Annotated in this window: 24 protein-coding genes; 3 read left to right on the top strand and 21 right to left on the bottom strand. The window is 36.6% G+C overall.

Translation table 11 applies throughout. The annotated features are described in order from the left end of the window. The first annotated feature begins 113 nt into the window (after nucleotides 1-113). The gene (locus HMPREF0381_RS05630; RefSeq protein WP_040461195.1) at nucleotides 114-899 is read left to right on the top strand and encodes a hypothetical protein; all 786 of its coding nucleotides are present in this window, start codon (nucleotides 114-116) and stop codon (nucleotides 897-899) included. A 66-nt stretch (nucleotides 900-965) separates the two neighbouring features. Beyond that, nucleotides 966-1,595 (top strand): uracil phosphoribosyltransferase, encoded by a 630-nt coding sequence (gene upp, locus HMPREF0381_RS05625; RefSeq protein ID WP_008750952.1) that lies wholly within the window; start codon nucleotides 966-968, stop codon nucleotides 1,593-1,595. An 81-nt stretch (nucleotides 1,596-1,676) separates the two neighbouring features. Here upp and eno read toward each other — a convergent pair whose 3' ends face one another. Further along, on the bottom strand, nucleotides 1,677-2,975 hold the full coding sequence (gene eno, locus HMPREF0381_RS05620; RefSeq protein WP_008750951.1) for a phosphopyruvate hydratase: 1,299 nt from the start codon (nucleotides 2,973-2,975) through the stop codon (nucleotides 1,677-1,679). A 162-nt stretch (nucleotides 2,976-3,137) separates the two neighbouring features. Here eno and HMPREF0381_RS05615 point away from each other — a divergent pair, with 162 nt between their 5' ends. Next, nucleotides 3,138-4,193 carry a tyrosine-type recombinase/integrase gene (locus HMPREF0381_RS05615; protein WP_008750950.1) on the top strand — a complete coding sequence of 352 codons (1,056 nt, stop codon included), beginning with the start codon at nucleotides 3,138-3,140 and terminating at the stop codon, nucleotides 4,191-4,193. A gap of 12 nt (nucleotides 4,194-4,205) precedes the next feature. Here HMPREF0381_RS05615 and HMPREF0381_RS05610 read toward each other — a convergent pair whose 3' ends face one another. The 20 genes from HMPREF0381_RS05610 to HMPREF0381_RS05515 all read right to left on the bottom strand — a co-directional run bounded on the left by HMPREF0381_RS05610 (nucleotide 4,206) and on the right by HMPREF0381_RS05515 (nucleotide 25,628). After that, a complete protein-coding gene (locus tag HMPREF0381_RS05610) occupies nucleotides 4,206-4,484 on the bottom strand; it encodes a LysM peptidoglycan-binding domain-containing protein (protein WP_207635179.1) in 279 nt (92 codons plus the stop codon). A gap of 80 nt (nucleotides 4,485-4,564) precedes the next feature. Continuing rightward, the gene (gene smpB, locus HMPREF0381_RS05605; protein ID WP_008750948.1) at nucleotides 4,565-5,026 is read right to left on the bottom strand and encodes an SsrA-binding protein SmpB; all 462 of its coding nucleotides are present in this window, start codon (nucleotides 5,024-5,026) and stop codon (nucleotides 4,565-4,567) included. Then, on the bottom strand, nucleotides 5,010-7,187 hold the full coding sequence (gene rnr / locus HMPREF0381_RS05600) for a ribonuclease R (RefSeq protein WP_008750947.1): 2,178 nt from the start codon (nucleotides 7,185-7,187) through the stop codon (nucleotides 5,010-5,012). Before rnr ends, smpB begins: the two co-directional genes overlap by 17 nt. Before the next feature lie 14 nt (nucleotides 7,188-7,201). Further along, nucleotides 7,202-7,432: a preprotein translocase subunit SecG gene (secG, locus tag HMPREF0381_RS05595; RefSeq protein WP_008750946.1), complete on the bottom strand. Its 231-nt coding sequence runs from the start codon at nucleotides 7,430-7,432 to the stop codon at nucleotides 7,202-7,204. 68 nt (nucleotides 7,433-7,500) lie between these two features. Next, nucleotides 7,501-8,985, bottom strand: a complete 1,485-nt coding sequence (locus tag HMPREF0381_RS05590) for a bacterial Ig-like domain-containing protein (protein ID WP_008750945.1) — start codon at nucleotides 8,983-8,985, stop codon at nucleotides 7,501-7,503. 45 nt (nucleotides 8,986-9,030) lie between these two features. Continuing rightward, on the bottom strand, nucleotides 9,031-11,451 hold the full coding sequence (gene pheT / locus HMPREF0381_RS05585) for a phenylalanine--tRNA ligase subunit beta (protein ID WP_008750944.1): 2,421 nt from the start codon (nucleotides 11,449-11,451) through the stop codon (nucleotides 9,031-9,033). A gap of 32 nt (nucleotides 11,452-11,483) precedes the next feature. Next, on the bottom strand, nucleotides 11,484-12,503 hold the full coding sequence (pheS, locus tag HMPREF0381_RS05580; protein ID WP_008750943.1) for a phenylalanine--tRNA ligase subunit alpha: 1,020 nt from the start codon (nucleotides 12,501-12,503) through the stop codon (nucleotides 11,484-11,486). 74 nt (nucleotides 12,504-12,577) lie between these two features. After that, nucleotides 12,578-13,855 (bottom strand): adenylosuccinate synthase, encoded by a 1,278-nt coding sequence (locus HMPREF0381_RS05575; protein ID WP_008750942.1) that lies wholly within the window; start codon nucleotides 13,853-13,855, stop codon nucleotides 12,578-12,580. A 10-nt stretch (nucleotides 13,856-13,865) separates the two neighbouring features. Next, nucleotides 13,866-15,245 carry an adenylosuccinate lyase gene (gene purB / locus HMPREF0381_RS05570; RefSeq protein WP_242822765.1) on the bottom strand — a complete coding sequence of 460 codons (1,380 nt, stop codon included), beginning with the start codon at nucleotides 15,243-15,245 and terminating at the stop codon, nucleotides 13,866-13,868. 60 nt (nucleotides 15,246-15,305) lie between these two features. Continuing rightward, complete coding sequence (gene purC / locus HMPREF0381_RS05565; RefSeq protein WP_008750940.1) at nucleotides 15,306-16,013, bottom strand: phosphoribosylaminoimidazolesuccinocarboxamide synthase; 708 nt, start codon at nucleotides 16,011-16,013, stop codon at nucleotides 15,306-15,308. 260 nt (nucleotides 16,014-16,273) lie between these two features. After that, nucleotides 16,274-16,870, bottom strand: coding sequence for an ECF transporter S component (locus tag HMPREF0381_RS05560; RefSeq protein WP_040461193.1), 597 nt, complete (start codon nucleotides 16,868-16,870; stop codon nucleotides 16,274-16,276). 139 nt (nucleotides 16,871-17,009) lie between these two features. After that, entirely contained in the window at nucleotides 17,010-17,843 is an 834-nt protein-coding gene (locus tag HMPREF0381_RS05555; protein ID WP_008750938.1) for a hypothetical protein, read from the bottom strand. Continuing rightward, nucleotides 17,833-18,534 carry an ABC transporter ATP-binding protein gene (locus HMPREF0381_RS05550; protein WP_008750937.1) on the bottom strand — a complete coding sequence of 234 codons (702 nt, stop codon included), beginning with the start codon at nucleotides 18,532-18,534 and terminating at the stop codon, nucleotides 17,833-17,835. The genes HMPREF0381_RS05555 and HMPREF0381_RS05550 overlap by 11 nt, the downstream gene beginning before the upstream one ends. 44 nt (nucleotides 18,535-18,578) lie before the next feature. Further along, nucleotides 18,579-19,454 carry an Rpn family recombination-promoting nuclease/putative transposase gene (locus tag HMPREF0381_RS05545; RefSeq protein ID WP_040461191.1) on the bottom strand — a complete coding sequence of 292 codons (876 nt, stop codon included), beginning with the start codon at nucleotides 19,452-19,454 and terminating at the stop codon, nucleotides 18,579-18,581. A 182-nt stretch (nucleotides 19,455-19,636) separates the two neighbouring features. Beyond that, complete coding sequence (locus HMPREF0381_RS05540) at nucleotides 19,637-20,473, bottom strand: hypothetical protein (RefSeq protein ID WP_008750935.1); 837 nt, start codon at nucleotides 20,471-20,473, stop codon at nucleotides 19,637-19,639. A gap of 19 nt (nucleotides 20,474-20,492) precedes the next feature. Continuing rightward, nucleotides 20,493-21,143, bottom strand: a complete 651-nt coding sequence (locus HMPREF0381_RS05535; RefSeq protein ID WP_008750934.1) for a thiamine diphosphokinase — start codon at nucleotides 21,141-21,143, stop codon at nucleotides 20,493-20,495. A gap of 5 nt (nucleotides 21,144-21,148) precedes the next feature. Next, nucleotides 21,149-21,808 carry a ribulose-phosphate 3-epimerase gene (rpe, locus tag HMPREF0381_RS05530; protein WP_008750933.1) on the bottom strand — a complete coding sequence of 220 codons (660 nt, stop codon included), beginning with the start codon at nucleotides 21,806-21,808 and terminating at the stop codon, nucleotides 21,149-21,151. Next, nucleotides 21,805-22,722 (bottom strand): ribosome small subunit-dependent GTPase A, encoded by a 918-nt coding sequence (gene rsgA, locus HMPREF0381_RS05525; RefSeq protein WP_008750932.1) that lies wholly within the window; start codon nucleotides 22,720-22,722, stop codon nucleotides 21,805-21,807. The genes rpe and rsgA overlap by 4 nt, the downstream gene beginning before the upstream one ends. Continuing rightward, on the bottom strand, nucleotides 22,715-24,895 hold the full coding sequence (pknB, locus tag HMPREF0381_RS05520; RefSeq protein WP_040461190.1) for a Stk1 family PASTA domain-containing Ser/Thr kinase: 2,181 nt from the start codon (nucleotides 24,893-24,895) through the stop codon (nucleotides 22,715-22,717). The genes rsgA and pknB overlap by 8 nt, the downstream gene beginning before the upstream one ends. Nucleotides 24,896-24,899: 4 nt before the next feature. Beyond that, nucleotides 24,900-25,628 carry a Stp1/IreP family PP2C-type Ser/Thr phosphatase gene (locus tag HMPREF0381_RS05515; RefSeq protein WP_008750930.1) on the bottom strand — a complete coding sequence of 243 codons (729 nt, stop codon included), beginning with the start codon at nucleotides 25,626-25,628 and terminating at the stop codon, nucleotides 24,900-24,902.

The raw sequence follows: 25,628 nt of genomic DNA, 5'->3' as shown, positions 1-25,628 counted from the left end.
AGTACTCTCTCTTTTTATCATACAAAATCTAATTTATATTTAATGTTTCTTTTCTTTAATTTAATGTATAATAGTATATGCCAATTATAGATATCAATTTATATGGAGGGAAAATGAAAAGATTATTTTTATATTTGACAATAGTTGCGTTGCCTTTACTTTTTGCAGGCTGTAAAAAAAGAAAAACAGCCGATATAAAAAGTATTATGACAACTGAAGCAAAAGGGGCTATGTCTCCCACAACTACGGCAGGCAGTGAAAGCACCTTATCCAAGGATTTTAATAAACCTGCTGAAACCGATACTAAAAAGAGCGTCACTGAAGAATCGGAGAGTTTTTCTGAGGATAAGAGTGAAATAACTTATCCAAAGCTCACCGGCAGTAAGGATGATACTTCATTAAACACTATGATTTCCGACAATGCCAAACTCGGTTTAAAATCATTTGCCACTTCTCCCGGCTCTGATGTAAAGCTTAAATACAATATAAAGAACCAAAGCGGCAAGAGAGTGAGTATTGTATATACCGGAAAAAGCGGTAACAATAATGTTATCTTCACAAATAATATAGACCTTGAAAGTGACAAGAGTATCGGACTGTCCGATTTTGTTGACCCGCTTACACTTGCAAACTATATACTGTCTGATGATGTGGTACTTGAGAATGCTTCTAATGCACAGGCTGCCGGCTTTGCCGAATACAAAAAAAGTTTAAGTGTGGATATGTTGAAGACTTTGATAGAAGATGCAGACTTTCCGCTGGTCAAAAAAAATGATATAAATGAAGCTTTCCCGAAGGTATTCTCATATGAAGCAGGCGGTGATATTTTTGTAGCCATTCCTGTACCGCATGAACTTGGCGACTATGTTCTTGTAAAGTATTCTCCCGCAACAAAATAATTCTATGTACTTATATGTTTTTTTGCACTATAATAAGGAGAATTAAATTAAAGATTGAGGTGAAAAATGTCAAAAGTTTATATTAATAAGCACCCGTTGGTTCAGCACAAGATTTCAAGGCTTCGTGATAAGAATACCGGAACCAATGAATTCAGAGCTTTAGTTGAAGAGATTGCCATGCTCATGGGTTATGAAGCACTTAATGACCTTCCTATGGAGGACGTCCGGGTGGAGACTCCGCTTGAAACTTGTATGACTGAGGTGATTGCAGGTAGAAAACTTGCTATTGTACCTATACTCAGAGCCGGACTCGGTATGGTAGACGGTATCCTGAATCTTGTTCCTGCATCAAAGGTAGGACATATCGGACTTTATAGAGATGAAAAAACTCATACACCTGTGGAATACTACTGTAAACTGCCAAAACCTATTGAAGAGAGAATAATTGTTGTCACAGACCCTATGCTTGCAACCGGCGGTTCAGCCATAGATGCCATCTCACAGATTAAAAAGCATGGCGGCAGGAAAATAAAGTTTATGTGTATAATCGCCGCTCCTGAAGGACTTAAGGCACTTGAAAAAGCTCATCCCGATGTACAGATTTATGTCGGGCATCTTGACAGAGAGCTTAATGAGGATGCTTATATCTGCCCGGGACTTGGAGATGCAGGTGACAGAATCTTCGGTACAAAATAATTAAGCCACCGCAAGGTGGTTTTTTGAGTTTAAAAAGGCTCCGGGTAAAACCCGGAACCGGTCTTTTAAAATTATATAAGATTATCTCTTTACATTAAATGCTTTGATACCCGGATATACAGCACTTTCTCCAAGTTCCTCTTCAATTCTAAGCAACTGATTGTACTTGGCAACTCTCTCCGATCTTGAAGGTGCACCTGTCTTGATCTGACATGTATTAAGAGCTACAGCAAGGTCAGCTATAGTTGTATCCTCCGTTTCACCTGATCTGTGTGAAGATATTGCAGTGTAACCTGCCTTATGAGCCATCTTAATAGCCTCAAGAGTCTCGGAAACGGAACCTATCTGGTTAAGCTTGATAAGGATTGAATTAGCACAGCCGTTCTTAATACCCTTCTCCAATCTCTCTGTATTTGTAACAAACAAATCGTCACCTACAAGCTGAACTCTTCCTCCAAGTTCCTTTGTAAAGATCTTCCATCCTTCCCAGTCTTCCTCATCCAGACCGTCCTCAAGAGAGATTATCGGATACTTGTCAATAAGCTTCTTCCAATGCTCAACAAGCTCTGCCGATGTAAACTCCGTACCTGCCTTCGGAAGTTTGTACTTACCTACTGTACCTGTCTTCCACTCACTTGAAGCCGCATCCATAGCGATCATAAAGTCAACACCGGGCTTGTAACCTGCCTTCTCAATTGCCTTAAGTATAAACTCGATAGCTTCCTCATCACCGCCTGTAAGGTTTGGAGCAAAACCGCCTTCATCACCTACGCTTGTAGCAAGACCTTCCGCCTTTAAAAGAGCCGCCAAATTGTGGAATACCTCTGCACACCATCTTAAAGCCTCCTTAAAACTTGGAGCTCCTACAGGCATTATCATAAATTCCTGTACATCTACATTGTTTGATGCATGGGCACCACCGTTTAAGATGTTCATCATCGGAACAGGAAGTCTGTTTGCATTAACGCCTCCAAGGAATCTGTATAAAGGAATATCAAGTGCTATAGCCGCAGCTCTTGCACAAGCTATAGATACTGCAAGGATTGCATTTGCACCAAGTTTTGACTTGTCCTTTGTACCGTCAGCCTCTATCATAGCCTTATCCACAGCATATGTATCTGATGCATCCATACCCACAAGTACATCATTGATAGTTGTATTTATATTCTCAACAGCCTTTGAAACGCCCTTTCCAAGGTAGCGTGACTTGTCACCGTCTCTAAGCTCAAGTGCCTCAAACTCACCTGTAGATGCACCTGACGGAGCTGTTCCTCTTCCGATTGTTCCGTCTGCCAAATAAACCTCAGCCTCAACTGTAGGATTTCCTCTGGAGTCAAGTATTTCTCTTCCGATTACTTTCTCAATTTCTAAATAGTTCATTGGTAAAAACCTCCTTTTGGTCTCATATATCGCTTATCTATATGAAATTAACTACCTGCGACGATAGTATAATAACACAAATCAAAACATAACTCTATATAATTTTATAGTTTTTTGTTATAATATGAAAATAATAGTTACTACATTTATTTAGGAGAGTTTATGTCGGATTTCAAATACAGTGAACAAGTAGATATAGATAATATTCAAAAACTTAGAAAGATGCTCTCTGAGTTGCCCGCCTTTTTCAAAGACTTTTTTAGAGGCATTGAGCCAAGAACACAGTCACGAACACAGATCGCCTATGCTTATGATATAAAGGTTTTTCTGGAGTTTTTGCTGAATGAAAATCCAAGTATAAAAAATACATATTCTAAAATAACTGATATACCACTTTCAGTGCTTGAAAATTTGTCTGTCACAGATATTGAAGAATTTATGGAATATCTGAAATATCGTGAAAGTGAAGGAAAAAAAATTTCAAATAAGGAAAATGCTATAAAAAGAAAAGTATCCACACTGAAGAGTGTTTTCAAATACTTTTACAGAGTGGAAAAAATAAACGAAAACATCATGGAAAGAGTACAACTGCCTAAGCTTCACTCAAAGGAAATAATAAGACTGGATATAGATGAGGTCGCTATGATGATTGATGAGGCAGAAAAAGGTGAAGGACTCAGTGACAGACAAAAAGCATACCATGAAAAGACTAAAGTGCGTGATGTAGCCCTACTCTCGCTGCTGCTTGGCACAGGTATCAGAGTTTCCGAATGTGTGGGACTGGATATATCTGATGTAGACTTTAAAAATAACGGAATATTGATACACAGAAAAGGCGGCAAAGAAGTAACTGTATATTTCTCCGACGAAGTAAGTGAAGCCCTTCAAAACTACCTTGATGAGAGAGTCCTTATCTTGGAAGAAAGCGGACATGAAGGTGCATTCTTTCTGTCAATGCAAAACAAAAGAATGTCTGTACGCAGTGTGGAAAATCTGGTCAAAAAATATGCAAGAATAATAAGTCCGCTAAAAAAAATTACACCACATAAACTGCGTTCCACATATGGCACCAATCTGTATAAAGAAACCGGTGATATCTATCTTGTAGCCGATGTACTTGGACACAGTGATGTAAATACTACCAAAAAGCACTATGCCGCTATAGAGGATGACAGGCGAAAAAGTGCCAGAAATGCTGTAAAGCTGAGGGAGAGCTGATCTCCCCCGACCTTACTCCTCCTTATAGCTTACAACTATAAAGCAACCCGGATGTACTCTGTCCGAGTTCATACCGTTCATTTTAAGTACTTCTTTAATATACTCGGCATTTGATATTCCTATATTATTATATTTTCTTGATATGCTGTCCAAGCTGTCACCATATTCCACTTTCACAGAGGTATATCTTATATTTTCTTTGTCCATACCTGCCCTTGTGGTGTTCGCTCTGCCTATCAAAAAACTGACCAAAAACAATGTAAAAATAAAAGCTAAAAATAATTTTCTCATATTCCCTCCAAACATCTGTTCTATGTAAATAATATTACAACAAGAACATATGTTTGTCAAGAATAAAATCGAACAAATGTTTATCTCATGCTTCTCTTCATTGCTTTTTCTATTTCTCTTTGCTGTGTCTTCTTAGCCAATGTCTCTCTCTTATCATAGTTTTTCTTACCCTTTGCAAGACCGATCTCCACCTTTACAAGACTTCCCTTCAGATATACTTTCAGCGGTACTATGGTAAGCCCCTTTTCATTTAACTTTGCATCAAGCTTAAGTATTTCCTTTTTATGCATCAAAAGCTTTCTTACTCTAAGAGGATCTTTATTGAATATATTGCCCTTCTCATATGGATTGATATGCATACCCATAATAAAAAGTTCTCCCCTTTCAATCCTTATCCATGACTCTTTGATAGAAACATGACCCATTCTTACAGATTTTACCTCTGTTCCAAAAAGCTCAATACCTGTTTCATAGTTTTCTAAGATAAAATAGTCAAAATATGCTTTTTTGTTATTTGCAATAACCTTAATACCCTCTGCCATTTTTCTCCTTTACAAGTTTAAAGTCAATTCTCTTTGCAAGTCTGTCAATATCATATACCTTTACTCTTACTTTTTGACCCAAAACAAATTTCTTTTTTGTAAATTCTCCTACCAACTCATATCCCGCTTCATTATATTCAAAGTAATCGCCCTCCAAATCAGACATCCTTATAAAGCCTTCTACCGTATTTTCAAGTTCAACAAATATTCCAAAGCTTGTTACTCCGCTTATGATTCCGTCAAACTCCTCTCCGATATGATTTAGCATATATTCACATTTTTTATACTTTACAGTCTCTCTTTCCGCCTCTTCAGCCCTTCTCTCCATCTTAGATGACTGCAATGCAACATCATCCAAAATATTCCTATAGTGTTCTATACGCCTACTTGAAAGCCCGTTTCTTATATTCTCTTTGATTATTCTATGTATCTGAAGATCAGGGTATCTTCTGATGGGAGAAGTAAAATGTGTATAATACTTTGCAGCCAATCCGAAATGTCCTATACAAACAGTGTCATATCTTGCCCTTTTCATACTTCTAAGTGCAATTCTTGATATTATAGGCTCTGCATCACTTCCGTCTATATTGACAAGCAGCTTTTGAATTTCCTTTGGCGGCACTTCATCATTTTTTCTTCTAAGTGTAAAGCCGAAGTTATTTATAAATATTGCCAAACTCTTCATCTTATCCGGATCCGGATTTTCATGAACCCTATAAAGAAACGGTATATCCTGCCAAAAAAAATCCTCCGCTACCGTCTCATTGGCAGCCAACATAAAGTCTTCTATAAGTTTTGTAGCACTGTTTCTTTCATATGGCTTTATATCTATTGCTCTGCCGTTTTTATCAAGTATTACCTTGCTCTCAGGCAGGTCAAAGTCTATAGAACCTCTCTTTGTCCTTGCTCCTCTAAGCAAATCTGAAACAGTCTTAAAATCCTTAAACAGATCTATATAGTCCGCATACCTCTTTTCAGTCTCTTCATTGCTGTTTGTAATCACTTCATTGACCGCTGTGTAAGTCATTCTCTCATTTACATTAATAACACTCTCACAAATATTGTGGCCTATTATATTGCCCTTTTCATCTATTTCCATCATACATGAAAGTGCAAGTCGGTCTTCGCCCTGATTAAGTGAGCATATACCGTTACTTAGTTTTTTTGGAAGCATGGGTATTACTCTGTCTACAAGATACACACTTGTAGCTCTTTGAAGTGCCTCTTTGTCTAATGCGGTATTTTCCCTTACATAATTTGTGACATCCGCTATATGCACTCCAAGATGCCATACATTACCATTTTTTTCTAATGTTATTGCATCGTCAAGATCCTTTGCATCCTCGCCGTCTATTGTCACAGTCACCTTATCTCTAAAGTCCGCCCTTCCTTTGATATCTTTTTTCAGCACCTTTTTTGGAATACTTTTCAGTTCATTTTCCACCTCTTCCCCGAACTTTTCAGGAAGTCCGAATGAGCGTGCTATTGAAAGTATATCAACTCCTATATCGGTATTCTTACCCAGTATCTCTACTACCTTGCCCTCAGGTTTTTTCTTATCATTTCCGAAATCTGTGATATCAACTACTACTTTATCTCCGGTCTTGGCACCATTACCTTTACCTTGTGGAATATATATATCCTTAAAGATCTTTGTATCATCAGGTAATACAAAGCCGAATCTGTTACTTTTCTGATAGTAGCCCACAACCTGTGAATTAGCATGTTTTTCTATACCTATAATATGACCTTCAGCCTTTTTTTCACCGCTTTCCATATCTATAACTACTTTTACAGTATCACCATTCATAGCATTGGAAGTGTATTCAGCCGGTATGAATATATCCGAGTCTCTACCCTCTACTTTTACAAAACCGAAACCTCTTTGGTTTGCTATAAACTCACCAAGTAAAAACTTCTTCTCGGATTTTTTATACTTACCTCTTTTAGTTATTTCCAGTTTTCCCTCCAGCAACAACTCTTGTAATACTTCTTTTAACTCATATCTTTTTGCCTTTTCAATACCGAAAAAGGTTGCAAGTTCCTTTTCTTTCATCGGTACATACATCGGACTTTCTACAAAGTCCATGATTACTTTTTTTCTGTTCTCTACAATGTTATACATATCTACCCTTATAAACTTATAATAAAAAGCACTCATGTGAGTGCTTTTTATTATTTAACAATATTTAAAACTAATGATAAAATCAAAAACAGTGCCGCAGCTACCTTGGTAAGCTTCTCAAGCAAACCTTCTACTGAACGTCCTCTGTTCTTACCCCAATATGTATCTGCGATACCGCCTATTGAACCGAGTCCCTGCTCATTACCCTCCTGAAACAGTACCACCGTCGTCAGGAAAACACACACTAAAATAAATATTATTGAAATCAACTTATTTAACATATCTACACTCCATTTTATACAAAACTGACTTTATAATATCACTAAACCGCCACTATTGCAAGCAAAGATTACTCAATTTTCACATTGCTGCCCTCTTTGCTCTCAGTATCAGTCTGTAGAGTCTTTGTATCCTCCACTACCTTTACCTTTGCAATATTGCTTACTCTGATATCCGGCAATATTTCATAGGAATATTTCACAGTGTAATCGCCCTTTGTCTTTGTATCTACATTGCTCTCAACCTTTATCTTATCTCTATCTATATCTATTGTTTTTCCGTCACTTTGAAGCCTTGCCGATACCAGATTGTCAAATTTATTCCATTCTCTGCCCAGTGCCACCTCACTGTCCCTGCAATCCAGTACCTTTTGAAATTCCACATAGACCTTTGAAAGTATATGCCCGTATTTATCCTTTTTACCAAGGTTCAGTTCAAGTCCGTCTTCATAAATATGCTTTTTTTCACCTGCTATAAAATCATATTTATTCTTCAATGCAAAATCTTCTATAAGCAATGAATATCCGCTGTCCTTTACCAAATCTTGTAAACCTTTTGTATCCACACTTACAAAGGAATAATCATTTACAAAATCATCCCTTTTTTCATCCACAGTAAACATTGAAAAAAAGGCTGTATCGGCATCACCAAATTTCTCTATTATATCACTTGGCAGTATATCATAGCTTTCCTCATCTCTTTTTGCTATACCTACTATCTTACCTTTTGAAAAGTCTTCAACTCTCTCACTTCCATGGCAGGTAGCAATGCTAAGGTCAAGTTCTTTTTTGATTGGGTATCTGTAGTTTATCTTAAAATCAAAGTTATTATCGGTATTTATCTCATCAATAGTCTTCAGATCATCCACAAAGTCATCTTTTTTCTCAGGCAGTGACTTATTTTCAATGATTTCCATCGGTAAAATACCCTCAAATTTTTGCCCGGCAGATATTTTACCGTCTATCTTGATTGTCTTTACCTTATTAAAGTCAAGTTCCTTTCCTGATTTTCTTTGTGCCTCTGTAACACTGCCGTCATTCATCTCATACTTAATATCCACACCGGTTAAATCTCCTTTAAAGATATCAAGACTTGAGTTAATAAGTCTGATTGTGGAAATACTGCCGTCCACATCTGAAGGCAATATTATATCCACACTTATATTTCTGTCAACACCGGAACTGTTTTCTATATTTGCACAAAAACAAAGATTGCTATATATATCCATATCCAGGATATCTGCAAAGTTCTTTATTGTACTTCTTTTGTTGTCCTCATCACTTACAGATATAAGTGACATTGCATTGGAGCCGTATTCTGCTTCTCCACTCAAATTGTTAAGTAATCTAAATCTAAATGATGTCTTTACGCCGTTATCATTGCTCTCATAATCCGGATTGATAGGATTTTTATATATAGCACTTCTTCCTTCTCCATAAGCCTTGGTGTCATCTCCGATCAGTAGAGAAGTAAATAAGATAACAGCACATATAAAAAGGCAAAAATATCTGATAAAAGCTTTACTCTTTTTTTTCCTTCTCCTACTTCTACCCATTTTTTCTCACTTTTCAAAAAATATCAAAAGACTCATATAGCAAGCTTAGGATCTGATCTTTATATTCTTAGCCTCAAGTTTATTCAAAATCTTATCCATAACTTCATTCACCTCAGTGTCAAGAAGAGTTCTTTCTTTATTCCTAAATGTCAGTGAATAAGCCACAGACTTAAATCCCGCTTCTATCTGGTCACCCTCATATATATCAAACAACTTAAAGGACTCAAGATTGCTTCCGCCATTCTTTTCAATAATATCTTCTATTTCACCTACCAATATATTTTTTGGTACCACAAGTGAAACATCCCTTGAAATTGACGGATATTTTGCTATTCCGGTATACTTTATATCAAAGTTTACAAACGAAATAATATTCGGCAAATCAAGCACTGCAATATATGTTCTCTCACCCAGCTTGTAGTTCTCACATACAAGCGGATGTACTTCACCTAAGTATCCGAGGCGGACACCGTCAAATACTATATCAGCCTTTCTTCCGGGATGTAAAAATTCCTCCTTACAGCTTGGATCATAGTGGAGCTTTCCGACAATTCCTATAGTGTATAAAAATTCCTCTACTACACCCTTCATATCAAAAAAGTTTTCCTTACCATAGAATCCAAGTACAAACTGCATTCTCTCATCAGGCAACTCCTTTAGCGGAAGTTCTTTCGGAATGTAGATATTTGCAAGTTCAAACAGATGTACATCCTTATTTCTTCTGTTGTAGTTGGTTGACAGAGAATTAAGTATACTGTTTACAGCCTGAGTTCTCATGATTTTGAAGTCTTCACCAAGCGGATTTGAAATCTCTATAGCCTTTCTGTACCGGCTGTCCTTTGAAAGATTCAACTTATCAAAGACCTTGGCACTTTCAAATGAATAATTCATTGCCTCTGAAAATCCCAAAAATTTTGCCACATCTCTTGCAAGCTCTTCTATCTCAAGTTTTAGATTGATACCGCCTATAGCAGCACTTGACTTCGGCAATGTGGTAGGTATCTTATCATATCCGAAAAATCTTGCCACCTCTTCGGCAAGATCAGCCATAAAATGAATATCCTGTCTGAAGGTCGGAGCTACAATCTCATCAGTCTCTTTATCATATTTTAACTCAATTCTGTCAAAGATTTCAAGCATATCTTCCCTTGATATATCAGTTCCAAGTAACTTATTGATTCGCTCAGGCTCGAATTTGACTCTTGATTCCACCGCCTTTACAGGATAGACATCAACATATCCTCCTACCACCTCACCTGCACCAAGCTCTTCTACAAGTGAGCAAGCTCTCATCATTGCATCATATGCATTGTTCGGATCAAGCCCCTTTTCAAACTTTCCTGATGAATCTGTACGAAGTCCGAGTCTCTTTGATGAAAGTCTGATATTAGTACCGTCAAATGTAGCACACTCAAATACCATTGTAGTCACATCATCTGTAATCTTTGAGTTTTCTCCACCCATGATACCTGCAACAGCTACAGCCTTTTTTCCATCATTTATCATAAGGATATCTTTATCAAGTTTCCTTACCATACCGTCAAGTGTCTCAAACTCTTCCCCGTCTTTTGCTCTGTCCACCACTATCTTATGTCCTTCAAGCAGATCATAGTCAAAGGCATGCATCGGCTGACCGTACTCCGCCATAACATAATTTGTAATATCCACTATATTGTTTATAGGTCTTATTCCTACTGCACGAAGTCTCTCCTGCATCCATGCAGGTGAAGGTGCAAGTTTGATATTTTTTACAACTCTTGCCACATATCTTTTGCAAAGCTCACTATCTCTTACTTCTACGCTTAGATAGTCGGCTACATTTTCACTGTTTCCTGTTTGATTTACTTTTGGTAATACAAACTTTTTCTTAAATGTGGCAGCCGCCTCTCTTGCAATTCCTATCACACCATAACAGTCCACCCTGTTTGATGTGATCTCATATTCAAATATGGTATCTCTAAGTCCCAGAAGCTCTATAGCATCGGCAACTACTTTTGAGTCCTTAGGAAGGATATATATACCGTTTTCAGGTGCATCAGGAAAATAGTTTTTATCCTGTCCAAGCTCGTCAATAGAACACATCATTCCAAATGACTCTACCCCGCGAAGTTTACCTTTTTTTATCTTTATACCGTTTTCAGGTAGAGGACTTCCATCATGTCCGCCTGCCACCTTACCGCCGTCAAGTACCACAGGAACTTTATCTCCTACAGACACATTTGATGCTCCTGTAACTATCTGTATTTTCTCATTGCCCACATCCACCTGACATATAATAAGCTTGTCAGCATCGGGATGTTTTTCTATTGAAAGTATCTCACCTACTACTATTTTTTCAAGATTTTTATCCAATTCTTTATAACCCTCTACCTTTGTGCCGGTAAGAGTCATTGCATCTGTATATTCACTTGGTGTCACATCCAAGTCAGGCACATATGCCTTTATCCATGATAATGCTGTATCCATTCTTTACCTCTGATCTATATATTTTTTGTTGACTAAAATTGCTTTAAGAATCTGATATCGTTTTCATATAACAGTCTCATATCATCTATCTCATACTTTAAGAGTGCTATTCTCTCAAGTCCGATACCGAATGCAAATCCGTTGTAATTATTCTTATCAACGCCACACATATCAAATACATGTGGATGTACCATTCCACAGCCAAGTATCTCTATCCATCCGCTGCCCTTACAAAATCTACATCCTCTGCCATGACATTTAAAACATGTAACATCCATTTCCGCACTTGGCTCTGTAAAAGGGAAATGGTGAGGTCTGAATTTAACCTTGGTTTCTTCTCCAAAAAGTTTCTTTGCAAATACTTCAAGTGTTCCTTTAAGATCGGCAAATGTAATATCCTTATCTACAATAAGTCCCTCTATCTGATTGAAAGTGGGAGAATGTGTAGCATCCACCTCATCTGAACGATATACTCTTCCGGGACTTATCATCTTTATAGGAAGCTTACCGGTCTCCATAATTCTTGCCTGTACAGGTGATGTCTGTGTACGAAGTACTATATCATTTGATATATAGAATGTATCCTGCTCATCCTTTGCCGGGTGATTTGCAGGTATATTAAGCTTGGTAAAGTTATACTCGTCATACTCTATTTCAGGTCCTTCTACAACCTCATAGCCCATAGCTGTAAAGATTTTTTCAACTTCATGTAATGCAATTACATTCGGGTGACTGTGTCCGAACTCTCTTTTATTTGCCGGTAGTGTAACATCTATTGTTTCTGCCTGCAACCTTGTTTTAAGTGCAAGTTTTGAAAGTTCATTTCCCACATTGTTTAATGTATTTTCAATGGCCTCTCTTGCCTCATTCACTACTTTACCGAATTCAGCCCTGTCCTCAGGAGCTATATTTTTCATATTTTTAAGAAGAGCTGTAATCTCACCCTTCTTTCCAAGATAAGCTACTTTTAATTCATTCAATCTTTCTTTATTCTCTGCACTGTTTATCTTTTCTAAAGCTTCTTTTTGAAGTTTCTCTATTATGTCTATCATTATTTCTCCTTATTTAATGAATAGTCAAGCCCCATATCAGTTTATGCTGATATGGGGCAAATCACTATTTGGGCTTATCTATAGATAATATCATCTCTGCCCGGCCCGTTACTTACCAATTTCACAGGTACTTCAAGTTCTTTTTCTATAAACTCAATGTACTTCCTGCAATTTTTTGGCAACTTGTCATATTCCTTTATACCTCTGATATCACATTTCCATCCCGGAAGATATTCATATACAGGTTTTGCAAGCTTTAGCCTGCTTGTTGTCGGGAAGTCCTTTATAATTTCACCGTTTATATCATATCCTACACATACAGGAATCTCATCAAGATATCCAAGTACATCAAGTACAGTAAGTGCAACCTCTGTAGTACCCTGTATTCTCACACCATATCTTGAGGCAACAGCATCAAACCATCCCATTCTTCTGGGTCTTCCTGTGGTGGCTCCAAACTCTCCGCCGTCGCCGCCTCTTCTTCTAAGTTCATCAGCTGCAGCTTCATCTAAGATTTCACTGACAAACTCTCCTGCACCTACCGCAGATGAATATGCTTTAACTACCGTTGTTATATCACTTATTTCATATGGAGCGATACCTGCACCGATTGCACCGTATGCAGCCAATGTAGATGATGATGTAACCATCGGATAGATTCCGTGGTCAGGGTCTTTGAGTGAACCCAGCTGACCCTCTAAAAGAATGTTTTTACCTTCTTTGATTGTCTTATAAAGATATGTACTTACATCACATACAAAAGGCTCTATCATATCTCTATACTCACGGAGAGTGTTTAAAAGCTCTGTCTTATCAAGCTCAGGCATATGGTATAGATACTTGAACATTACATTCTTAAGTGTACAGATTTTTTCAACCTTTTCTTCAAGTATCTCATCATCAAACAGCTCACTTACCTGAATACCGATCTTGGCAAACTTATCTGAATAAAAAGGAGCTATTCCCGACTTGGTAGAGCCGTATGCTTTTCCCGCAAGTCTTGCTTCCTCATAGGTGTCTTGCAAAATATGATACGGCATCAAAAGCTGTGCTCTGTCAGATACTAAAATCTTAGGCCTTGGAACACCTTTTTCTACTATCTCATTTATTTCTTTGATTAAATACGGAATATTTAGTGCAACACCGTTTCCTATAATGCTTATTGTATGATCATAGAACACTCCTGACGGCAATAAATGCAATGCAAACTTACCATAATTGTTTATGATCGTATGACCTGCATTGCTTCCGCCTTGGAAACGAATAATAATATCCGCTTTTGCAGCCAGCATATCTGTGATTTTGCCCTTACCCTCGTCACCCCAGTTAGCACCTACTATAGCTCTTACCATTTAACTCTCCTTATACATTTATATCAGCCTTTAACCCCAAAATATCTTTGTATTCATCCAGAATCGGCTTGATATTTCTTTTTATGAAATCTTCCACCTGAACGGCACTTCTACCGATATATTTTTCAGGCTTCATAGAATCTTTCAATTCTTCTTTTGAAAGTTTGAACATCGGATCTTCTGCAATTAAATCAAGCAGATTGTTATCTTCCCCAAGCTCCTTTACATTTCTTCCCGCGATCATTGAAAGTTCTCTTATTCTTTCATGCAGTTCCTGTCTGTCTCCACCGGCCTTCACCGCATCCATCATTATATTCTCTGTAGCCATAAAAGGCAATTCTGCCATTAAATGTTTTTCTATAACTTTAGGATATACCACCAAACCGTCTACCACATTTAAATATAAATCAAGTATACCGTCTATGCACAAAAATCCTTCAGGTATAGAGAGTCTCTTATTCGCGGAATCATCCAATGTCCTCTCAAACCACTGTGTGGAAGCAACCATCATAGGATTAATGACATCACTCATTACATAGTTTGAGAGTGATGCAATTCTTTCACTTCTCATAGGATTTCTCTTATATGCCATTGCAGAAGAACCGATCTGTGACTTTTCAAAAGGCTCTTCAATCTCTTTTAAATGTTGTAAAAGTCTGATATCATTTGAAAACTTATGTGCTGAAGCTGCAATACCTGCTAAGACATTTAATACCTTTATATCCACTTTCCTTGAATAAGTCTGACCTGACACAGGATAACATTCCTTAAATCCCATCTTTTTTGCAATTATAGGATCTATTTTATCTATTTTTTCATTATCTCCGTCAAAAAGCTCTACAAAAGAGGCCTGAGTACCGGTAGTCCCCTTGCATCCCAAAAGTTTCAGATTTTCAAGAGTGTAGTTTATATCCTCATAATCAAGCAGAAGTTCATTTATCCAAAGTGTGGCTCTCTTTCCGACTGTGGTCGGCTGTGCGGGCTGGAAATGAGTAAATGCCAAAGTAGGAAGTTCCTTATACTTAAGTGCAAACTTTGATAACTCATTTACCACATTGACAAGCTTTTCTCTGACAAGCTCAAGTGCCTCCTTCATAATAATAATATCGGTATTATCACCTACATAACAGCTTGTAGCTCCAAGATGTATAATTCCTTTTGCCTTAGGGCATTGAACTCCGTAAGCATAGACATGGCTCATTACATCATGCCTGACTTCTTTTTCTCTTTCCCTTGCCACATCAAAGTTTATATCATCTTTAAACTTCTTTAATTCCTCTATCTGCTCGTCTGTGATATTAAGACCGAGTTCTTTTTCTGTCTCTGCCAATGCAATCCAAAGTTTTCTCCATGTTCTAAACTTCTTTTCCTGTGAAAAAATATATTGCATTTTTTCACTTGCATATCTTTCAGAGAGGGGGCTTATATATCTATCTTTCAAACTCTCCTCCTAATTTATACCAAGTCTTCTGAACACCTCGGCATAGGCATCTTCCACTCCGCCAAGGTCTCTTCTGAATCTGTCCTTATCAAGCTTTTCATGTGTATTTTTATCCCAAAGTCTGCAAGTATCAGGAGAAATCTCATCTGCAAGTATTATATCTTTTTTATATCTGCCGAATTCAATCTTAAAATCTATCAGATCTATCCCCAGATTGTCAAAATAATTAATTAATGTTTCATTTACCTTGAAAGCATATGAAGCAATCTTATCTATCTCTTCCTGTGTGGCAAGATCAAGTGCCAGTGCGTAGTATCCGTTAATAAAAGGATCTCCAAGATCATCATCCTTATATGAGAACTCAAGTGTAGGAGTCTTTAACTTAATTCCTTCTTCCATTCCAAGCTTCTTTGCAAAGCTTCCGGCTGAATAGTTCCTTACAATGACCTCAAGCGGTACTATTTCTACAGCTTTTACAGCAGTCTCTCTGTCATTGAGTTCTTCAATAAAATGTGTAGGAACCCCTTTCTTTTCTAAAAGCTTAAACAAATGATTTGTCATACGATTGTTAATCGCACCTTTTCCAACAATTGTTCCTTTCTTCTCACCGTTAAAAGCTGTGGCATCATCCTTATAAGAAACTATAAGTACATCCGGTTCGGCAGTTTTGAACACCTTTTTTGCTTTTCCTTCATATAACTGCTCCAACTTTTCCATTGTATACCTCCATTTGCTTTCAATCTACAATATTCCACTGCCAACCAATAAACGAAGCAGGCAGATATCACGACTGTATTATATACTACTCTTTAAGATGTGGCAATATATTAGGAAAAATACTCTTTTCTGCTCCATAAAATCAAGTTTTAATACAATTATAATCAATTTTGTCATTAAAATACCTTACTGTTGATTAACTAAAAAAGATATTTCCATCCGCTACATAGCGAATAAAAATATCTTTAAAATGGAGTATGCTATTTTATTTTCAGGAATAATCCCGACTTTACAAGCACAGGTCTCAGTGCCGTATACAGTATCACAATAAGTACTGTACTTATTATTGCATTTATAAGAGTAGTTCCTGCCGCCCATGTGGCCATTATCTTAGCTGCATCTGCCTGAACTCCAAGTATATATGTCTTATAAAGATACCCGACTATAGGATCAAAGATAACATTAAATCCAAGACCACATATTGAAGATATTGCAGACCACTTTATAATATACTTTGTATCATGGCTTTCTGTGATATGTGCAATCTTGTGTGCAACAAAACCTGAAATAAGTCCTATACAAAGCTTCAATATAAACGTCTTCGGTGCGGATGTAATATATACCGGATCCAAAATATCAGCTATTGTCATTCCAAGGCTTCCCGCAACTCCACCATAAACACCTCCAAGCAACAATGCCGCTATAACACAGAATGCATTACCTATATGAAGTGCCGTCATATCACCTGATATTGTAGGAATGGGAATCTTCAAATATGTAAAACTTACATAACATAATGCCGCCATAAGTGCTGTCACAACCAATTTAAATACTGTACTTTCTTTCATTCTTTCCATGACTCTTTCCTCCATGTCTGAAACTGGTATCATTATATAAAAATAGTGGTATGACTAGAATATCCAATTTAGATATTTTAAATCATACCACTTATAAAGTTTCAATATATTTTTTATTTTATCAGTAAAATTTTATTTATTATTCTAAATTCAATTTTTCACTTATAATGTAGTAATTAAGCATATACGATACAATAAGCAATATTATATTTATAATTGCAACAAAAATAAGATTAATCATTGTACCTGTTCCTCTTCTGTAGAAGTCTGCTTTAACTCCTTCCATAACTACTGCATTTATAAACCACTCAACAGCTGCAATTATTCTGTTTATTGCTATAAAAGATACCACCACCATAAGTATCCTATACGAATTGAAGAGCTGACCTAAAGATGCACATAAAAGCAGTATAAAAGTTACTGATACTGTTTTTATAACTGCAAATATTCCAAGTATAATTGCTGCCAATATAATTCCAAAGCCTGTATAAAAGTACCTGCCTGCAAATATTTGTATTAAACTTGTAATATTGTATATTGCATTTTCCAAACCTTCTTTCGCCACATAATATCCTAAAAATATAATTACTGCCGATATTATAACCATTAAATCAACCAATATCTGCACCAATATTGCAGGTATTGTCTTGCCGAGAATAAGCTCATTTGTCTTTAGCGGCAATGTATGTGTAAAATATCCTTTAGATGAATACATACTTTTATAGAATCTGAATCCTATAAATATATCCATTCCTATTGCTATAACAAGTAATATAAAAGCATAGGCTAAGAATGAAATACCTGTCATAACTGTTGACCATATCCCTGTTCCTATATTTTTACCGCCAAAAATCAAAATAGGCAATACTCCAACCATAAACCCTACAATCGTAACAAAAAATAATGCTATGAAAGAAATAAGCAAAACAGGTCTCATTTGCTTAAGTTCGTACTTTATCATTTTACCTGTCATTATACACCTCTCTAAAGTACTCATCTACTGAACATCCCTTTTCATTTCTTATAGTGGCTACAGATTCACACATTATGATTTCTCCATCTTTTATAAAGATTGCATCATCCAGTATGTTTTCAATATCTGCAATAAGATGTGTCGATATAAGTACTGTGGATGTTTTATTGTAGTTACTGATAATAGTATTTAAAATATAATTTCCGGCTACTGGGTCAACTCCCGCTATCGGCTCATCTAAAACATATAACTTTGCTCTCCTGCTCATAACAAGCATAAGCATAATCTTCTTCCTATTCCCTTTTGAAAGAGTCTTTATCTTAGACTTATATTGTAATTGCAAATCTTCAAGTAATCTATATGCTACACTTATATCAAAATCAGCATAAAAATCGGCAAATATTTTTATAGTATCATCAATACTCATATTAATATCCAGAAAGTCTTTATCGGGCAGATAGGCAACATATGACTTTGTTATTTCACCGGGTTTATGACCGTCTATTGTTATTATGCCGCTACTTGGCTTTAGCAGTCCCGCAATAATTTTTGTAATTGTAGTCTTTCCGCTTCCGTTTGGTCCCAGTAATCCTATTATCTTTCCACTTTCTATATTAAGATTGATATTTTTCAGTGCCGGTTTTATCCCATATTTTTTATTAATATCTTTTAAATTCAATAGTTCAAGCATGCCGATTTTCCTCTTTCACATTTATACTATCCCCACATTATATTTCAATTCAAATATTTTTCAAAATCTTCTTCACTCATATTTGCTCTCTTTGCCGCTTCATTTATACTTATCAGACCGTCTTTAGTTAATGAGACCAGACTGCTTAATATACCTTCCGCTCTTCCTTCCGCTCTCCCTTCTTCTATGCCCTTGGCTCTTCCCTCTGCTATACCTCTTTCCATTCCTTCTCTCATTGCTGCTTTCATAGATTCTCTATCAACCTCTTCTCGCAATGCTTCATATACTCCCTTTAATGCCTCTGTCATTTTTTCTCCTTTCTTTCCTTTGTTAAATCGAAGTTTCATCTCTGATGTTATAGGAAATTTCTCATTATATACATCACTTTCTGTGAAAACTTTCATCAGTTCCGCTATAAGGCTTCCGTCATTTACAGAGCTGATATAAATTTCCTGTAATCCGTTATCTAATTCAACACCGGTTTTATCAATAACCCTTTTTATTATATATAGACTTTTATTAAGCCCAAATATATCAAAGTTACAGACATAAACTATACAAATATTAGGAACTTTATCAAAACCTTCTCCCTTTTTCATCAAACTTGTAGTTAATACACTGCTATAGTACCTGACTCTTCTTTGATGATCTGTATTGTCGGCATTTTGAACTTCTACATTTACTCTTCTTCCGTCTTCCAATTCACAATATGCATCCAGTATAACGGATCTGCCTTCTATACTTGTTACAGAGTGTTGTGAATGGTTGCTTACCACTCTCAGTTTAGGTTCCTGCAAAAACACTCTCAAAATTTCTTCACAAAACTCTCTACTCTCCGCCATTTTTCTAAAAATAGCATCTTCTATAGGATTCAATGTCCCTATAGCCTCTATAAACCTTTGCTTTGACTTTAATTCCATAGATTTCCCCCTAATTAACAACATATAGAATAAAATATTACACAGACAACTTAAGAAATATAAATACCACCTACAAATATAATACAATTTTTAATCTGAAAAAACAATAAATTTTATATTAATTAAAATAAAAAGCAGACTGATACCTTGTATAATCTGCTCTTTATTTAAAACTATAAAAGTTAACTTTTACGTTTCAGTACTGCTCCGACAATACGACAGCTTAATAAATAATAAGTTACTGTCAATACTGCATTTTTTAATATTGATGCCGTTGCATAGATATGGCAGTCCAGTTCACTCCATTGGATACCTTCTCGATCTTTTATACCGCCTACAATTACCTGTCTTACCAAATGTCCTGTAAAACTCTCAGCCAACAGCAAAATACAAATAACTATAAAAAGTATCATCGTAATTGCAATACCTGCTTTTTTAAAAGATTTCCCTATAGAGACACACAACCACAGAAGCAGTGTAGTCGCAAAAATACCGACTATTTTAGCTATAATAACTTCAAATGCAAGTAACTCCGTTACTGCTTCACCATTATGAATTTCTGTAAAATAAAACTCCGAATAATTTACTATATCACTGAAAGATATTCCATATCCATACCCGTACCTTATTGAATCAAATTCACCCATTATCAGTGCTGCAGCTACAAACATTTCAACTCTAACCGCTACTTGAAATATTGCCATAGGTATAAATTTACTTAAAATCAGTTTATTTGCAGAAGATGTATCTGTAGAATACATACTTCTATAAAATACATCTCCCCCATATATATACATAAGTAATGTAAAAACAGGGTATATAAACTCACAAAATAAATTAACAATACCGCTAATTATATACCACAATATTATTGCTGATGTACTCTTTATACCGGAGATTAAGAATATTAATCTTACAATCAAAAAAACTGTTACTGTCATCATAGCTATTGTCACCGATACAAGTTTCAGCGGTTTTTGTAATTGTTTAAATTCACACTTTATCATCTCTGTAAACATAATATTTTCCTTATGTCAATCAATCTCTACTTTCCACCACCAATATCTCCCCGTTAAATATCACACTCATATAATCCTCTACTATCTCATTACTTATAAACAGACTTGGGCTTTCTATATTGTCAAGATATTTATTTTCTACAGGATACGCCACTCCGGTAAGTGATTCTATAAGAACCTTTTCTCTTATTGCAAAAAAGCTTATATACTTGCCCCATACAGACCGCTTTTCCAAAATAAAAGGGTTGGATTTTACATATATCCTGTTAAATCTATCAATTATAGTAATATCCACACCAAGCTTTTTGTACTTTTGTAGGAGCAAAATATTGGCAAAGGTGTGATCAAATCTCCTTCCCAAAGCTCCAAAAACCACAATTTCACTTATATTTCTTTTGTATGCCCAATCTATTGCAAGCTCACTGTCTGAGAAATCTTTAACAGGATTATGCCTTACTATCTCAACTCCTAAGCCGGCATAATGCTCAAGTCTACTTTCATCTGTTAAAGTATCAAAGTCTCCTACCATTACATTCGGCATTTTATTTATCTCTTCAAGCTTTTTAACAGCTGCATCCACACTTATAACAGTGGCATATCTATTTTGACTTATATATGATTCAAGCAGTGATAAATCAATATCACCGCCTGTAATAATTATTGCATTCATTAACTTCAATCCCTTCCCAGTGCATCTCTTAAATCTGTTATATTACTTAGAATATCTCCTTTAAATATGGAAGACCCTGCAACAAACTCATCTACACCGGCATCTGAAAGTGCCTTAATATTTTCTGTTCCAATACCTCCGTCCACTTGAATTATAAGATTCTTATTTTTTTCCGTCTTAATCTTATGCAATTCTCTTACTTTGTCCAAACTGTACGGGATAAACTTTTGACCTCCAAAACCCGGATTCACACTCATTATAAGCACCATATCCACCTCAGTAATGATATTATGTAAAAAAGAAACCGGCGTGGCGGGATTTATTGCAATACCGCTTCTAAGTCCAAAAGATTTTATCAGCGAAATACATCTGTCTATATGCTTGCATGCCTCAAAATGTATTGTTATACCGTTAGCACCGCTTTTATAAAAATCTTCAATATATCTCTCGGGATTTTCCACCATCATATGTACATCAAAGAAAAAATCCACCGACTTTCTTAATGAACTTATCACCGGCATTCCGAATGAAATACTGGGTACAAACATTCCATCCATTACATCCAGATGCAATATTTCTATATTCCCCTCTTTTAAAAGCTTCATTTGTGATGATAAATCAAAAAAGTTTGCTGCAAGTAATGACGGTGCAATATTCTTTTTCAATATTTTCTCCTTTCAGACATTTCCTCATACATTTTTTTATAGCTCTGATATCTGGATTCGCTTATATATTCTTTTTCCAGAGCTTCTTTTACCGCACAGTCAGGTTCATTTATATGCATACAGCCCGCAAATCTGCATTTACCCTCATATTTTGTAAACTCATTAAAATGAAACCTTAGCTCCTCCTTATCAAATGTAGGAGATTCCACGCTTGTAAATCCCGGAGTGTCAAACACAAATGTATCATTATCAATCATAAAGAGTTCGGAATGTCTGGTGGTATGCCTGCCTCTTTCTATCTTTTTGCTTACCGTATTGGTATCCATATTTGCCTCAGGTGCCAAAATATTTGTAATGGATGACTTTCCAACACCTGAAGCACCGGCAAGCACATTCACCTCTCCCTTTAATGCTTCTTTTAAAGTTTTAAGTCCACCGTCTTCCACAGTTGAAGCTATAATATTTTTAAAACCTGCATCACTATATATTTTTGCATACTCCAAAGCTTTATCCATATTTAAGTCGGTCTTATTCCAGCATATCTCAACCTTTATACCTGCATTTGACATATTTATTAAATACTTATCCAAATAATAGAATGCAGGCGATGGAGATTCCACCGCCAAAACAAGCACTACCTTGTCAATATTTGCCACTGCCGGCCTAATCAGGGCATTTTTTCTTGTATGAATCTTTACAATATTTCCTTCAAAATCCTTAGTATCTGTAATCTCAAAATCAACATTGTCACCAACCAGCGGCTTCACACCTATATTTCTAAAAATACCCTTTGCCTTACAGGCAAAAATCTGCCCTTTTCTTTCACACTCATCAAAGATGATACAGTAATAGAAACCTGCAATTCCCTTTATTATTTTTGCAAAATAAACTTTGCCTTCATCAAAATTACTCAACTCTAAAGAACTCCACCGTATATGATTTCAATACATCTCCACTGTCTACATTTACAATCTCAACCTGTCCCTGATCCACTCCGTTAGCACCTACAATAGTTCTAAATCTTACAGGAAGTATTGTGTCACCTGTTACCGTCCTTGCATCCATCAATGTGGAATATACATCACTTCCGTTAACAGTCTGCTTAAGTCGAATCATGACCTTTACACTTGTAAGTCCTGAGCTTGGTCCTATAACATCCTGCAATGAATAGTTTGTATCAATTGAACCTACATATCTGTAATTTGATGCGGCAGTCGCCGGTGCCACTGTTGCCTTAGTAGGCTGTGTTTGTTGTTGTGTTGCCTGCTGCTGTGTCTGTTGTTGTGTTGCCTGCTGTTGTTCACTTGCACTTTGCTGCTGCTGTTCACTGCTTGCCTGAGTTGTCTCGGGTGCCGTGCCGCTGCTTACTGCAAAGTCTACACTGCTTCCACTGTCTACACTTGAACCTGCTGCCAGCGACTGACCTGTTATAATCCCCTTTGCCACAGTTGCACTGTGCTGTTCCGCCTTTTTACCAAGTACTAAACCGTTTGTCTCAAGCAATGCCTTTGCCTCAGATTCACTCATACCTGTAATATTCGGTACTACCACCTTGGTTATCTTTTTACCGCTGCTGACAGTCAAAGTCACTCTTTCACCATTTTTCGGCTTTGTAGGAGAGTATGATATGACTGTACCCTTTGCAGCGGTATCTGAAACTTCCTCCTTGGTATCCACTGAAAATCCGTTTTCCTTCAACAAACTTTCTGCACTTTCCTTAGTCTTTCCTACCAGATTCAGTTTTGATATATCAAAGGCATCTGAACCCAGACTTATTACCACACTCACCTTGGAATACTTTGAGACCACCTCACCGGACTTAGGTTCCTGTGATATTACATTGCCCTTTTCCACAGTATCCGAGTACTCACTTGACTTTACCTGCATCTGAAGGTTATTGTCTGATAGTTTCTTATCCGCCATCTTCTCAGACAGTCCAACTACATCAGGCATAGTCGTCTGTGTAGAGTCCATTTTGCTCTGTGAATTATCAGTTTTACCTCCGCCAAAGACTCCTGTAAATCTGCCTACAAAGAAAACCAAAAGTACTACTATTATTACCGCTATGACTACACCTGCAATGGACATAATCTTATCCATCTTTTCATCTTCCTCATCATAGTCATCATCATCTTCATCTTCATCTTCTTTCTCGCCTCTTTCATACTCGTCATCGCTCATATCATCAATAGGTTCTACCTGACTTAACATTGCTGTATCCTCAGCTTTTATTACCTTAGTAGAGCCGCTTACCTCATATGCTTTATCAGGATTTAAGAGTACATTTTCAAGGTCATCAAGAAGCTCTGTAATATTTTGATATCTGTTGGCCGGATCCTTCTTTGTACACTTTAGTATAATTCTTTCAAGGTTTGGGGATATCTTATTGTTATATACCCCCGGTGGTGTCATAGCCTGTTCAAGATGTGCAAGCGCCACCGCTACAGTAGACTCCCCTGTAAAAGGAACTCTACCTGTAAACATTTCATACATTGTGATACCTAAAGAATATATATCACTTCTGGCATCACATCTTCCACCTCTTGCCTGTTCCGGAGAAATATAATGTACCGAACCTATAGCATTTGCATTGACAGTCTGCTCAGATACAGCCCTTGCTATACCGAAATCCGCTACCTTCACCTTGCTGTCATCCGTTATAAGTATATTTTGCGGTTTTATATCTCTATGAACTATATGCTGTGCATGAGCTGTCTTAAGTGCCCTTGCCACCTGTATAGCTATACTTACCCCTTCTGTTATATCAAGCTTTCCCTTTATTCTTATATATTCCTTTAAAGTTATACCGTCTACAAGCTCCATTACTATAAAATGGTACCTGCCCTCATCTACTACATCATAGATATTTACTATATTTTCACCTAAAAGCCCTGCCGCCGCCTGTGCCTCTTTTTTGAACTTGTCAACAAAGTCCAAATCTGTACAAAACTCATCTTTCAGCACCTTTATGGCAACCATTCTTCCCAGTTTTAAGTCCTTGGCTCTGAATACATTTGACATACCGCCTGAGCCTATTTTCTCTATGATTTCATATCTCCCTTGCAAGACAACTGATTCAAGATTCATAATATTACCTCGCATTCATATCTATAAGTAAAATTGATATATTATCACTTCCACCTGACAGATTTGCCTCCTCTATTAGTCTTTTTGCACTTGACTCCACACCGGCTCCTGAAGATATTATATTAAAAATCTTCCTGTCATCTACCATATTTGTAAGTCCGTCTGAACATAATAACACATACTCATTCCCCAAAAGTTCCACCTCAAAACTGTCTATAAGTACCTTTGCCTCTGCTCCTACAGCCCTCGTTATCTTACTCTTGTTCTCCTTATACTCATCACTCTCCCTTGTGATTTCACCCTTTGATACAAGCATTTCCACAAGAGAATGATCCTTTGTTATTTGATATATATCTTTGTCATCCAATATATAGCATCTGGAATCTCCGACATTGAAAACATGCAATATATTATCTATTATACTTGCCGCAACTACAGTAGTGCCCATTCCTGTAAGATTCGGATTTTTACTTCCTTCTGCAAACAAATTTTCATTTGCATACTCTATGGATTCCCGTATTGCCACTACAGGCATCTTCATTGTATTTTCAATATATGTTAACATATATCCTATCAAGGACTTTGATGCATAGTCTCCTGCTTTTTCTCCTCCCATACCGTCAGCTACAATATATAAATTTGGCAACACCCCTATCGGCACATCACTTATATATACCGTATCCTGATTTATAAGTCTTCTCCTACCTACATCGGTCAATGCAACCGAATACAT

The sequence above is a fragment of the Lachnoanaerobaculum saburreum DSM 3986 genome, assembly GCF_000185385.1.
Taxonomy (GTDB): domain Bacteria; phylum Bacillota; class Clostridia; order Lachnospirales; family Lachnospiraceae; genus Lachnoanaerobaculum; species Lachnoanaerobaculum saburreum.
The sequence above is the reverse complement of the archived record's forward strand: the minus strand, read 5'-3'. Positions and strand labels throughout refer to the sequence as shown.